Consider the following 12,414-nt stretch of genomic DNA (forward strand, 5'->3'; position numbering starts at 1 on the left):
CTCACTCCCCGCCCAGTTCCGTCCCGCGCTCTTCGAGCGCCCGCTGTTCCGCGACGATCGGACAGTTCAGCAACCGGACCGTCTCCACGTCGAGGAACTCGACGATGGCCGCGCCGTCGTAGGTACAGCGGACCTCCGGGGGCCCGCTGAAGTGCTCGCAGCGCTCGCAGAACCGGTGTTTCGAGACCTCCGAGTAGACCCGGTCCTCCGGCTCCGAGCCGTCCCGATTCTGGAGGTCCTCCCAGACGGCGTCGTGGTCGATCTCCTCGACCCCCGCGGACTCGAAGGCGCAGAACGGGTCGTCGTCCCCTTCCCCCTGCCGAGGCGTCGAGAACGACGCGAAGGGGTCGTCGGTCGGTTCCGCGTCCGCCGGGTCGGCGTCGGGGCCGGCCGCGCCCGCCGCGGTTTCGCCGTCCCGGTCGGTACCGTCCTCGGGACGCTCCCCGACTGCCCCGGGGTCGCCGGGATCCGCCGCGCTTTCCCGATCGAACGGGTCGTCGGGCAGTCGGCCCGGTGGCGACTCGGCGGTCGAGTCGGGGTCCACGGCGTCGAAGTCGTCGCCGTCCGTATCGTCGGCCGGCCCTTCCAGGTCCTCGAAGGGATCGTCCTCGGGCGCCTCGAAGTCGGCGAAGGGGTCGTCGTCCTCGTCGTCAGGCATCGTCGTCCTCCGGGGCCGCGATCCCCTGGGCCTTCACGAGCGTGGGGTTGCCGAAGAAGCTGTCCTTGGGCTCGACGTCGGTGACGGTGGCCTCGCAGTGCGGACACTCGGGGTCGGTCATGAGGGCGATCTCGACGCCCTCGCCACAGACCGTGCATTTGGCCCGGTCGACGTCGAGTTCGGCGGCGGCGCGCTTGATCCCCTCGACGGAGGCGGCCCGCTTCGAGTTCCGCCGGGTGTCGTTCCGCAGGTCTCGGACGACGTGGGCGACGGTCCTGAGTTTCTCTTCGGCGTCCGCCATCGAACCCTCCAGGTCCTCGAGGCGGGCCTCGCTGTCCTCGGCCAGCGCGTCGAGTCGGTCGCGGAGGCTGTCGACGTCGTCGTCGAGTTCCGCGAGGTCGGCCGCCACCTCGTCGACGTCGTCGGCCAGGTCCGGGTGGCCGTGGTCGGCGGGCGCTTTGGCGTCGGTCTCCCGCTTGACCTGGACGACGCGCTCGCGCACGTCCGTGATCTTGGCCATGAAGTCGTCCTCGACCGCGCCGAGGCGTTCGTCGAGGCGGTCGTCGACCCGCCCGCTCGCGCGCTCGGCGGCGGTCTCGGCCACGTCTTCCAGTCGGTCGTCGAGTGCCTCCTGGAGGGTCGCCTCGATCGCGTCCTGCACTTTCGCGTCGACGTCGAGTCGCTCGGCCACGGCCTCTGCGATCTCGGGGAGGCGGTCCCCGAGGGCGTCCTGCACGGCCGTCTCGACGTCGATGGCGTCCGCCAGCGAGTCCGGGTCGGCGTCGTCCAGTTCCTCGGCGGCGCGGTGGGCCGCCAGCAACTGGGCCAGCACGGTCTCCCGGTCGCTCCCCTGGCTCGTGGCCTGCTCGTCGATCCACGTCGCCAACTCCGGCGGGAGCGAAACCGTCACCGGCTCGTCCGTCGGCTCACTGGCCATCTACTCGCAGTTGTCACCTTCGGCAGTTAAGGGTTTGCCACAGTTTATCAGTTCGTAAAACAACGGGACGGCGACTGAAAGCGTGCCTCGCGGCCGAGTGCGGGCCGCTGCGCGATCGGTGCCGGAAACCTGTCAACGGATCTTCCGGACGTCGCTGATGTCGAAGCCGGCGTCGCCGATCTCGGTCTCGAAGCGGATGATGTTCTCGTCCTCGATCCGCGAGAGGACGCCGCGGAACTTCTTGAACACGAGGGTGCGTGCCCGCTCGGAGCCGCCCTGCTCCCACTCGAAGATCATGGTCCCGTTGGCGGCGTCGACGAGCTGGCCGTGCTCTTCGGGCGTGACCGTCTCGTGGTTGACGTGGACGAGGATCAGCCCGTTCCAGGCGTGGGCGGCCTTCTGGAGGCCCTTGACGAGGTAGACGATGTCCGACCAGTCCCGGTCCTCCCCCATCGCGCTGATCAGGTCCGACAGCGAGTCCAGGATGACGAGGTTGCCCGCGGCGTGTTCGTTGAGGTACCGCCCGAGGGCGGCGAAGATGTCCTCGCGGTCGTGTCGGCCGGCCATGTCCCGGATGTGGCCGGTCTCCTCGGCGTACCAGTCCCGGGGGACGCTACTGGCGTGGAAGTACGCCTCGGCCATGTCGACGAACGAGACCGACGAGAAGCCCGACTCGACGATCTCTGTGTCCATGGTCCGGTCCATCTCCCGGTAGAGCTGGTCGCTGTCGGCCGTGAAGGAGACGTAGTGGATCTCGTCGCTCACCGAGGCCTCCGCGTCGAGATTTCCGTAGTAGAGGTCGTGGAGTTCCCGGTCGGCGGTGGCCAGCCCGTTCAGGACGGCGCTCGTGTACATGAACTCTCGCGAGCCGGCCCCCGCCTCGCCCGACAGCAGGACGACGCTGCCCGGCGGTGCCCCCCCGTCGATGATCGTATCCAGCTGCCGGATACCGAAGGGGATGCGGTCCATGCCACCCACAAACGGACCCGCCGCTTTACTACTTGCGGCGGGTTCGGCCGCCGAAACGTCCCCTCAGGAATCGACCCGGATGCCGTCCACCGCGGGTGCGCTGACGACGACCCGGCCGTCGACGCCGACCGATTCGAGTGCGTCGCGGGCGGCCGCGCGGGCCTCGTCGGCCCGAGCCGCGTCGGTCACCGCGTAGACCGCCGGCCCCCACGAGGACTGGCCGGTGCCCGTGATCGCCGGGCAATCGGAGAGTTCGTCGACGATCCGGCCCGCCGGCGGGCGGTAGACGCCGCCCTGTTCGTCGGCGTACCAGGCGCCGTTGAGGCGGCCGAGCGTGGCGACGCCCGCGCCGAAGGTCGCCCGGTCGCCCTCGGCGGCGGCCGGGAGCACGCGCCTGAGGAGGACGCCACCGATCTCGTCGGCGATCCCCGGATCGGCGCGCTCGACGACCGCGCGCATGCTCTCGTCCTCGCGGTCGCCGCTGCGCCCCGCCGACACGTCGGGGACTGCGACGACGAAGCGCCAGTCGTCCGGGAGTTCGTGGCGAGCGGTCACCGGCGGGACCGTCCACTCGCCGTCGGCGGGCGGCGCGGCCGTGAACAGCTCTGTGGGGTGCCCGCCGTCGACGAGGAATCCCCCGCGCTCGGCGACGGCGACGCCGACGCCGCTGCGGCCGCCCCGGCCCATCGCCGGCGCGCGCTCGCGGAAGGACGGTTCGCGGTCATGGGCGGCTGCGACGGCCGCCAGCGTCGCCAGCGCGAGTTGCGTCCCGCTGCCCAGCCCGACGTGGCGGGGGAGCCGCTCGGTCACGGTCACGTCGGCTCCCGAAACCTCCAGCAGGTCGACGGCCGTCCTGGCCTGGGCGGCCACGAGGTCGTCGTCGCAGTGGACCGTGTCGGCGGGGTCGGCTTCCACGACCACCCGCGGCTCCTCGAGGGCGACCCCGACGCCGCCGTAGAGGCGCTCGCGGGCCAGCGAGAGGTTCTGGAAGCCGAAGTGGAGGCGGGCCCCGGCGACCGCGCGTGCAGTCATGGCTGGTCCTTTCGGCCTGACCGACATTGCAGTTGCGGGTTCCAGTGGGCTGCGCCGACTGGCCGCCGGGAGGCCGCTGGTGTCCCCGCGACGGCCGAACCCGTTCGGCCGGGCTCGGATCGCGGGGCGGCGGCTATCGGGGAATTAAAGCCGCCAGCGCGTCTTGTCCTCGCGCATGAGCCAGCAACCGCAGGAACCCACACACGAGGGGAAACCCGACGACCTCCCGAGCAACGAGGTCACGGAGGGGACGGAGAAGGCCCCACACCGCGCGATGTTCCGCGCGATGGGCTACGACGACGAGGACCTCTCCTCCCCCATGGTCGGCGTCGCCAACCCGGCGGCCGACATCACCCCCTGTAACGTGCATCTGGACGACGTCGCCGATTCCGCCTACGAGGGCATCGACGGGGGCGACGGGATGCCCATCGAGTTCGGCACGATCACCATCTCGGACGCCATCTCCATGGGCACCGAGGGGATGAAGGCCTCCCTCATCAGTCGGGAGGTCATCGCCGACTCCGTCGAACTCGTCGCCTTCGGCGAGCGCATGGACGGCCTCGTGACGATCGGCGGCTGTGACAAGAACATGCCCGGGATGATGATGGCCGCCATCCGGACGGATCTCCCCTCGGTCTTCCTCTACGGCGGGTCGATCATGCCCGGTGAGCACGACGGCCGGGAGGTCACCATCCAGAACGTCTTCGAGGGCGTCGGCGCGGTCGCCGACGGCGACATGAGCGAGGACGAACTCGACGACCTGGAGCGCAACGCCTGCCCCGGCGCGGGCTCATGCGGCGGGATGTTCACCGCCAACACGATGGCCTCCATCTCCGAGGCGCTCGGGTTCGCCCCCCTCGGGTCTGCCTCCCCGCCGGCCGAGGACGAGGCCCGCTACGAGGAGGCCGAACGCGCCGGCGAACTCGCCGTCGAGGTCGTCCGGGAGCGGCGCAAGCCCTCCGATTTCCTCACCAAGGGGTCCTTCGAGAACGCCATCGCGCTACAGGTCGCCATCGGCGGGTCGACCAACGCCGTCCTCCACCTGCTGGCGATGGCCGCCGAGGCCGGCGTCGACCTGGACATCCAGGACTTCAACCGCATCAGCGCGCGAACGCCGAAGATCGCCGACCTCCAGCCCGGCGGCGAGAAGGTGATGAACGACCTCCACGAGGTCGGCGGCGTGCCCGTCGTGCTCAAAGAACTCCTCGACGCGGACCTGCTCCACGGCGACGCGCTGACCGTGACGGGCGAGACGATGGCAGAGGCCATCGAAGCGGTCGACCCGCCCGCCATCGCCGACCTGGACGCGGACTTCCTCGAGACGGTCGCGGACCCGATCCACGAGCGCGGCGCGATCCGGATCCTCACGGGCAACCTCGCGCCCGGTGGCGCGGTCATCAAGATCACCGGCGACGACCACCTCCACCACGAGGGTCCCGTCCGGGTGTTCGAGCAGGAGGCCGACGCCATGCGGTACGTCCAGGAGGGGAAGGTCGAGACGGGTGACGCCATCGTCATCCGCAACGAGGGCCCCAAGGGCGGCCCCGGGATGCGGGAGATGCTGGGCGTCACCTCCGCTGTCGCCGGCCAGGGCCACGCCGACGACGTGGCGCTGCTCACCGACGGCCGGTTCTCCGGTGCCACGCGCGGCTTCTCCATCGGCCACGTCGCCCCCGAGGCGTTCGTGGGCGGCCCCATCGCCGCGCTGGAGGACGGCGACGTGCTCACCATCGACATCGACGACCTCGAACTCTCGGTGGACGTCTCCGAGGAAGAGATGGAGCGCCGCCTCGAAGAGCGCGACCCGCCGGAGCCGAACTACACGAACGGCGTGCTGGCGAAGTACGGACAGCTGTTCGACTCGGCGGAAAACGGCGCGGTGACGAGTCCGGGCGCGAAGCGGGACTGAGTTTCGGCGCGGCTCACGTCCCTCGAATCGAGCGGATGGTTATATTCTCGCTGCCAGTCGCGGTGTAGAGGCCGGCGCCGTTCGCGTCGGCGGTCACGTTCACCAGCCGCGCGTCGGTCACGCCGTCGAAGTCGAGGCCCCACAGGCGATTACCGGTCACGGTGAGGTCGCGGACCCGGATCGAACTCGCGTCGCGGACGACGAGCCCGCTCCCCTCGTTATCGGTCGCGGTCGCGTTCCCGAAGGTGACGTTCGACGCGGGGCCGAGCGTGACGCCCGACCCGCCGTTATCCGTGGCGGTGAGATCGAGGAGGCGGCCGTCGTCGAAGCCGTTGCCGGCCCAGAGTCCGGTTCGGGCGTTGTCGCTGACGGTCGCGTTCCGCAGGGTCGCCGCCGTGGCGTCGCCGAGCTGGATGCCGGCGGTGTTGTTCGTCGCGCGGGTGTCAGATAGCGCGAGGTTCCGCACGTCGACCGCGACGATCCCGGCGTCGTTGTTCCGGGCGACGATATCCGTGAGTCGCTCGCCGTCCGCGCCGGGCCGGAGGGTGACCCCCCAGCGCTCGTTGCCGACCGCGCGGACGGCCACGATTTCGATGGTCCCGTCGGCGGGCGCGAACTCGTAGGCGGGATCGACAACGACGCCGTCGCGGTTGTTCTCGGCCGTCACGTTCCGGACCGTGCCCGAGGCGACGGCGCCGCGGTAGGTGATGCCGGTCTCCCACCCAGTCGTCGTCAGGTTCGAGACCGTGACGTTCTGGAGGCGTTCGTCGGTCGGCGGTTCGACGAGGACGCCGACGGTTCCGGTCCCGGAGCCGTTGCCGACGACGGCATCACCGCCGCCATCGAGGACCACGTCGCTCGTCCGGATCCGCAGGCAGGCGGCAGCCCCGCCGCCGCTGAGGTTGCCGGCGAGGGCGTACTCGCCCGGTTCGGTGATCTCCCGGCAGTCCTCGACGGCCGTCTGTGCCGTCGCACCGCCGGCGGCCAGGGTTCCCAGGGCGAGCACGGCGACGGCGGTGGTGAGTAACAGCGATCCCGCGCGTCCCAACCGGCCGCGTCGACGCGTCATGTCCCCGGCCAGGGACGGGCGCGAGTTAGTTACGAACGGCGTGTCGACGGGTAAGCCCGGCTTAGGCGGGTCCGCGGTCGGCTAGCCGAACAGGCGTTCGAGTAGCGACCGGTCGCGCGACTTCTCGGCCAGCAGGACCGAGCACTCCACGTCGTCGACGACGTCGAGGACGAGCGAGCCGCGGACGAGCCGTTCGAGCAGGCCCTCCTCGGTTGCGCCGATGACGAGCATCGAGGACTCGGCGGCGGCGTTCTCGATGGCCGCCTCCACGTCGCCGGTCTCGACCCGGAGCGTCGCGTCCTCGAGGCCGTTCTCGGCCGCCCACTCCTCGAGGAACCTGTGGCCGGTCGCCTCGTCGTCGGCGACGTGCAGCAGCGTCACTTCGGAGCCGTACTCGGCCCGGAGCATCTGCGCGATGGCGGCGCTCAGCTCGGAGTCGGGGCCGCCGGCCGTCGGGACGAGCAGCCGCGAGGGGTCGAACCCGCGGTCTTTGAACACGAGGAAGTCACAGGGCAGGTCGTGGGCGAGGTCGTCGATGGCCGACTCGGCCCGGCCCGGCGAGCCGTGCGAGTCCGGCCCCCAGCCCATCACGACGAGGTCGGCGTCAGCGGAGCGCGCCGCGCCGAAGATCTCCTCGAAGGAGCGATGGGAGAGGATCGTCCGGGTCTCGACGGGGACGCCGAAGGTCTCGGCGTCTTCCTCGGCGGCCGCCAGCAGGTCGGCCGACTCGGCGTCGAGTTCGTCGACGTGCTCTGCGCCGTAGGCCAGCGAGGTCTGGTCGGGGACGGTGACGATGTGGGTCGCGAGGACGCTCCCGCCGCGCTGCTTGGCGATGGCGCTTGCCAGCGTGATGAGTTCGGTCTCGTGCTCCGGGTTGGCCAGCGGGACCATCACCTTGTACGTGCCGCCGTCGGGCTGGACGCCGGAGGCCGCCGCGACCGCCGAGTCCGGCATCTCCTCGGAGCGTTCCTGGACGTACTGGCCGAGGATGCCCTGTTTCTCGGTGCGCGAGCGGGCGTAGACGAAGTACCACGCGACGGCGGCCGCCACGAGCCCGAACCCGAGCGTGACGATGGTCGGGTCGATGAAATAGATCAGCGCGAAGGAGGTGATCGCCCCGAGGATCGGGGTGAACGGGTAGAGCGGGACCGTGTAGTCCGGCTGGTAGTCGGCCGGGTCCGCGGTCCGCATCACGATCAGGGCCACGTTGAGCAACCCGTAGATCACCAGGTGGAGGAAACTGGCGGTGCTGGAGAGCGAGACGATGGCGTTCCCGCCGACGACGTCCGCGCCGACGATGAACGCGATGATGAGCGCGCCAGTGACCGCGATGGAGCGGTAGGGGGTCGCGAAGCGGTCGTGGATGTCGTTGAGCGCCGGCGTGATGAGTCGATCCCGGCCCATCGCGAAGTTGATGCGCGAGGAGGCGAGGATCGACGCGTTCGCGGAGGAGGCGGTCGCGAGCAGGCCGCCGAACAGCATGGCGACCGCGCCGATCGGACCGAGCAGTTCGTCGGCCGCCGAGACGACGACGATGTTGCCAGCGGCCTGTTCGGCGGCGATGAACCCCTGCTCGACGGCGGCGCTCATCGCGATCAACACGAGGGCGTAGATGGCGGTCACCAGGACGACGCTGCCGATCACCGCCCGGGGCAGGTTCCGTCCGGGGTCCTTGATCTCCTCGGCGACGCTCGTGATCTGGACGAAGCCGAGATAGGAGACGAAGATGATGCCGGTCGTGACCATCATCGGCCCGTAGCCCTTCCCCGCCGGCAGGTTCCCGGGGTCGGCCCGGAGCGCGCCGGCGATTGTGAAGACCGTCAGGATCGCCACGAGGATCACGACGATGACGTTCTGGAGGCGTCCGGTCTCCTTCGCGCCGACGTAGTTGACCGAGATGAAGAAGGCGCCGCCCACCACCGCCAGCAGCGTCACCGAGTCGACCACCACGAAGCCGAGACCGACGGTCTCGCCGAGGCCGGCGATGTCGCGGACGTACTCGCCGAAGCCGACCATGTAGAACGCGGAGGCGAAGGCGAGGCCGAGCCAGTTGGCCCAGCCGGCGACCGAGCCAAAGAGCGGGCCCAGCGCGTGGTTGACGTAGTAGTAGGCCCCGCCGGACTTGGGCATGGCCGTCCCGAGTTCGCTCGCCGACAGCGCGGTCAGCAGCGCGATCCCCCCGCCGATCAGGAAGGCGACGACGGCCAGCGAGCCGGACTGCTGGATGGCGTCGCCGGGGAGGACGAAGATCCCGGCACCGATCATGGTCCCGACGCCGATCGTCAGCGCGGCGAGCGGCCCCAGGTCCTTCGCGAGTTCCTCGTCGCTCATTCCTCGGCCCCGTCGGGCAGGACGATCACGGGTCGGTCCGTGCCGGTGATCAGGTCCAGCGCGACGTCGCCGGTCAGCAGCTGGATCCAGCGGCTACCTCCACGGGGGGTGAAGGCGATCGCCGTCGCCCCGACCGCCTCGGCGACGTCGAAGATGGTCTCGGCGACGTCGGTGCCGTAGGCGATCTCCGTCTCGAGGTCGACCCCGTCGAGTTCCTCCCGGACGACGTCGAAGATCCGTTCGCCCTCCTCCTCGCGCTGCTCGACGGAGGCCTTGTCGACGGCGCCGCCGGCCTTCTCGACGACGTAGACGGCGACGACGCTCCCTGTCGCGTGGTCGCTGAGCGCCCGACAGGTCGTCCGCGCGTCCTCGCGGCTGGCGACGGGCACGACGACGCGTTCGAGGATATCAGCCATCGTGTCCGACACCCCCGCCTTCCATCGGTCGGTCCGGTTCCGCGGTCCTCCGGTCGACTCGGTGTATCATAAGCGACATTGATGCTCGACCGGACTTAAGTTCTCGTACCTTCGGATTCGGGGGAAACGGCCCCGGATCCGGGTGGTGGAAGGGAAATCCTCTTGACCGCCCCGGGGATAGGTGCGGGCAATCATGACGGGAGCGGGTGAGCGACCGTGCGCGTGATCATCGTCGGTGCCGGGCAGGTCGGGTCGAGCATCGCCCAGAGTCTCGCGAGCGATCACGACGTGGTGGTCATCGACACCGACGGCGAACGGGTCGACGAACTCACCTACTCCCACGACGTGCTCCCGATCCAGGGCGACGGGACGGAACTGGAGGTCCTGGAGGAGGCCGGCATAGCCGACGCCGACATGCTAATCGCCAGCACCGACAGTGACGAGACCAACATCGTCACCTGCGGGGTGGCCGAGGTCCTCGGAGACGCCTTCACCATCGCTCGCGTGAAACAGCCCCAGTACCTCCGGGCCTGGGAGCGCGCTCGCGGGGCCTTCGGCGTGGACTTCATGGTCTGTACCGACCTGCTGACCGCGAAGGCCATCGTCGCCGTGATCGGCCTGCCGACCGCTCACGACGTCGACATGTTCGCCGACGGCCTGGTCCAGATGACCGAGTTCGAGATTCCAACGGAGAGCCCGGTCGCGAACCAGACCATCGCGGAGGCCGACCGCTTCGACTCGCTGACCTTCGCGGCGATCCTCCGGGACGAGGAGGTCCTGATCCCGACGGGTGAGACGGTCATCCAGGCCGGTGACGACCTCATCGCCATCGGGAGTCCCGAGAGCATGCGCGGGTTCAGCACCGCGGTGGCGCCCCAGTCCGAGGGGCCGAGCGACGTGGTGATCGTCGGCGGCGGCGAGATCGGGTTCCAGACGGCGCGCCTGCTCGAGAACCGGGGGTACAAGCCCCGCCTGTTCGAGCACGACGAGGAGCGGGCCCGCTGGCTGGCCGAGAACCTGCCGAAGACGACGGTGCTCCACGGGGACGCGACCGACCAGGACCTCCTCGAACGCGAAAACGTCGGGAGCGCGGACGTGCTGGTTTCGGCGCTGGACAACGACCAGAAGAACCTGCTCTCGACGCTCATCGCGAAACGGATGGGGACCGACCGGACGGTCGCGGTCGTCGCCGCCGCGGACTTCTCGAGCCTGTTCGAGGCCGTGGGCGTCGACGTGGCCGTCAGCCCGCGCGAGGTGACCGCCGAGGAGATCACGCGATTCACCCGGGCGCGCCGCGCCGAGAACGTCGCGATCATCGACGGCGACAGGGCCGAGGTTATCGAAGTGGAGGTCGACGCGGAAAGCGTCCTCGTCGACCGGCCGATCCGCGAGTCGATGGCCGACCTCCCGGAGGGGGTCGTCCTCGGGGCGATCACCCGGGGCAACGACCTCATCACCCCACGCGGTGACACGGTCGTCCAGGTGGGGGACCACGTCGTCGTCTTCGCCGACGTCGACGCGCTCACGGAAGTGACCGAGAAACTGTGACCGACGTGGCCGTCGACTGGCGGACGAGCGCCACCCTCCTCGGCACCGTCCTGAAGGCGCTGGCTCTGCCGCTGGCGGCCACGGCCGCCGTCGCAGCCTGGTACGGCGAGGCCGTCGTCCCGTTTCTCGCACCGCTCGGCCTGACGCTCGCCGTCGGCGTCGCGCTCGAACGGTTCGACCGGCACGACCTTCGGCTGCGCGAGGCGTACCTCATGGTGGCGCTGACGTGGCTGGCGATAGCCCTGGTCGGCGCGATCCCGTTCCTGATCGCCGGCCAGGGGGTACTCGCCGATCCCGTCAACGCGCTGTTCGAGTCGATGAGCGGGGTGACGACCACGGGGGCGACGGTGATCGACTCCTTCGACGCCCACGGGCGGTCGATCCACCTCTGGCGGTCGCTGCTGCAGTGGATGGGGGGACTGGGGATCCTCGTGCTGGCGGTGGCCGTTCTCTCCCAGATTTCGGTCGGTGGCGCCCAGTTGATGGAGACCGAGACCCAGACCGAGAACGTCACCAAACTCACCCCCCGGATCGAGGAGACCGCGCGGCTGATCGGCGGGATCTACGCCGGCCTCACGGGGCTGATGGTGCTCTCCTGGCTCGGCCTGCACGCGCTCGGCCTCGCGCCGAACGTCACGCTCTACCAGGCGGTCGCCCACGCCTTCACGGCCGTCTCGACGGCCGGGTTCTCGCCGCAGCCGGCGAGCCTCGGGGCCTTTTCCCCGGCGATCCAGTGGGTGACGATCCTCTTCATGTTCACCGGGGCGACGAACTTCGTCCTGCTGTACTTCCTCCTGCAGGGGGACCCGACCCGGCTGAAAAACAGCGAGGAGTTCCGCTTCTACCTGGGAATCGTGCTCGGCCTGACGGCGCTGACCGTTACCTTCCTCGTCGGTAGCGCCCAGTTCCGGGGCGTCGAGCCGACGATCCGCCACGCCCTCTTCCAGGTCGTCTCAATCGTGACGACGACGGGCTACGCGACGGTCGATTTCAACGTCTGGTCGGCCGGGGCGAAACACATGCTCTTTCTGGGGATGTTCGTCGGCGGGATGGCGGGGAGCACCACCTGTTCGATCAAGACCGTCCGCTGGCTCGTCGTCGTCAAGTCCCTCCGCAGGGACCTGTTCACGGAGATCCACCCGGAGGCGATCCGACCCGTCCGCCTCAGCGGCAACGTGGTGGACGAGGAGACGATCAAGGACATCTACGGGTACGTCCTCCTGAGCGTCGTCATCTTCGCATTGTTGACGGTCTTCATCGTCACCGACGCGACCCGCGCCACCGAACACGTCGGCGAGTTCGACGCCATGGGCGCGGCGGCCTCCACGTTCCTCAACATCGGCCCGGCCTTCGGCGCGGCCGGGCCCTACGGGAGCTACCTCCACTTCCCCGAGACGACGAAAGCGGCGATGATCGTCCTGATGTGGGTCGGGCGCATCGAGATCATCCCCGTGCTCGTCATCCTGACGCCCGCCTACTGGCGATCCTGACCGTCGGGCCGGCAACGGTGGATTCTTGGTCCCCTGCCGAGTCACCGCTGGTGTG

Annotated in this window: 10 protein-coding genes; 3 read left to right on the forward strand and 7 right to left on the reverse strand. The window is 69.8% G+C overall.

Translation table 11 applies throughout. From position 1 onward, the window contains the following. Nucleotide 1 precedes the first annotated feature (1 nt). From U5918_RS13625 to U5918_RS13640, 4 genes are all read right to left on the reverse strand, one after another. Nucleotides 2-658: a DUF8135 domain-containing protein gene (locus U5918_RS13625; RefSeq protein WP_336001925.1), complete on the reverse strand. Its 657-nt coding sequence runs from the start codon at nucleotides 656-658 to the stop codon at nucleotides 2-4. After that, nucleotides 651-1,595, reverse strand: a complete 945-nt coding sequence (locus U5918_RS13630; protein ID WP_336001927.1) for a hypothetical protein — start codon at nucleotides 1,593-1,595, stop codon at nucleotides 651-653. Before U5918_RS13630 ends, U5918_RS13625 begins: the two co-directional genes overlap by 8 nt. Nucleotides 1,596-1,727: 132 nt before the next feature. Next, on the reverse strand, nucleotides 1,728-2,564 hold the full coding sequence (locus tag U5918_RS13635) for an RAD55 family ATPase (RefSeq protein WP_336001929.1): 837 nt from the start codon (nucleotides 2,562-2,564) through the stop codon (nucleotides 1,728-1,730). A 63-nt stretch (nucleotides 2,565-2,627) separates the two neighbouring features. Next, on the reverse strand, nucleotides 2,628-3,596 hold the full coding sequence (locus U5918_RS13640; protein WP_336001930.1) for a beta-ribofuranosylaminobenzene 5'-phosphate synthase family protein: 969 nt from the start codon (nucleotides 3,594-3,596) through the stop codon (nucleotides 2,628-2,630). A gap of 175 nt (nucleotides 3,597-3,771) precedes the next feature. Between U5918_RS13640 and ilvD the strand changes: the two genes are divergently transcribed. Then, nucleotides 3,772-5,505 carry a dihydroxy-acid dehydratase gene (ilvD, locus tag U5918_RS13645; RefSeq protein ID WP_336001931.1) on the forward strand — a complete coding sequence of 578 codons (1,734 nt, stop codon included), beginning with the start codon at nucleotides 3,772-3,774 and terminating at the stop codon, nucleotides 5,503-5,505. Nucleotides 5,506-5,518: 13 nt separating this feature from the next. On the opposite strand, the gene U5918_RS13650 is transcribed toward ilvD, so the two are convergent. The 3 genes from U5918_RS13650 to U5918_RS13660 form a co-directional block, all read right to left on the reverse strand. Continuing rightward, nucleotides 5,519-6,574 (reverse strand): right-handed parallel beta-helix repeat-containing protein, encoded by a 1,056-nt coding sequence (locus U5918_RS13650; RefSeq protein WP_336001932.1) that lies wholly within the window; start codon nucleotides 6,572-6,574, stop codon nucleotides 5,519-5,521. 81 nt (nucleotides 6,575-6,655) lie between these two features. After that, nucleotides 6,656-8,905 carry an amino acid permease gene (locus tag U5918_RS13655; RefSeq protein ID WP_336001933.1) on the reverse strand — a complete coding sequence of 750 codons (2,250 nt, stop codon included), beginning with the start codon at nucleotides 8,903-8,905 and terminating at the stop codon, nucleotides 6,656-6,658. Then, complete coding sequence (locus U5918_RS13660) at nucleotides 8,902-9,321, reverse strand: universal stress protein (protein ID WP_336001935.1); 420 nt, start codon at nucleotides 9,319-9,321, stop codon at nucleotides 8,902-8,904. The genes U5918_RS13655 and U5918_RS13660 overlap by 4 nt, the downstream gene beginning before the upstream one ends. Nucleotides 9,322-9,537: 216 nt before the next feature. On the opposite strand from U5918_RS13660, the gene trkA reads away from it, so the two are divergent. Both trkA and U5918_RS13670 read left to right on the forward strand, forming a co-directional pair. Next, nucleotides 9,538-10,869: a Trk system potassium transporter TrkA gene (gene trkA / locus U5918_RS13665; RefSeq protein ID WP_336001936.1), complete on the forward strand. Its 1,332-nt coding sequence runs from the start codon at nucleotides 9,538-9,540 to the stop codon at nucleotides 10,867-10,869. Next, the gene (locus U5918_RS13670) at nucleotides 10,866-12,359 is read left to right on the forward strand and encodes a TrkH family potassium uptake protein (protein ID WP_336001937.1); all 1,494 of its coding nucleotides are present in this window, start codon (nucleotides 10,866-10,868) and stop codon (nucleotides 12,357-12,359) included. The genes trkA and U5918_RS13670 overlap by 4 nt, the downstream gene beginning before the upstream one ends. Nucleotides 12,360-12,414 lie beyond the last annotated feature (55 nt).

This window comes from Halorientalis sp. LT38, assembly GCF_037031225.1.
GTDB lineage: Archaea > Halobacteriota > Halobacteria > Halobacteriales > Haloarculaceae > Halorientalis > Halorientalis halophila.

What these genes read in the sequence shown, in the direction of transcription:
- U5918_RS13650 (WP_336001932.1), bottom strand. Translation starts at nt 6,574, where the DNA reads ATGACGCGTCGACGCGGCCGGTTGGGACGCGCGGGATCGCTGTTACTC.
- U5918_RS13625 (WP_336001925.1), bottom strand. Translation starts at nt 658, where the DNA reads ATGCCTGACGACGAGGACGACGACCCCTTCGCCGACTTCGAGGCGCCC.
- U5918_RS13655 (WP_336001933.1), bottom strand. Translation starts at nt 8,905, where the DNA reads ATGAGCGACGAGGAACTCGCGAAGGACCTGGGGCCGCTCGCCGCGCTG.
- U5918_RS13640 (WP_336001930.1), bottom strand. Translation starts at nt 3,596, where the DNA reads ATGACTGCACGCGCGGTCGCCGGGGCCCGCCTCCACTTCGGCTTCCAG.
- U5918_RS13630 (WP_336001927.1), bottom strand. Translation starts at nt 1,595, where the DNA reads ATGGCCAGTGAGCCGACGGACGAGCCGGTGACGGTTTCGCTCCCGCCG.
- U5918_RS13635 (WP_336001929.1), bottom strand. Translation starts at nt 2,564, where the DNA reads ATGGACCGCATCCCCTTCGGTATCCGGCAGCTGGATACGATCATCGAC.
- ilvD (WP_336001931.1), top strand. Translation starts at nt 3,772, where the DNA reads ATGAGCCAGCAACCGCAGGAACCCACACACGAGGGGAAACCCGACGAC.
- U5918_RS13660 (WP_336001935.1), bottom strand. Translation starts at nt 9,321, where the DNA reads ATGGCTGATATCCTCGAACGCGTCGTCGTGCCCGTCGCCAGCCGCGAG.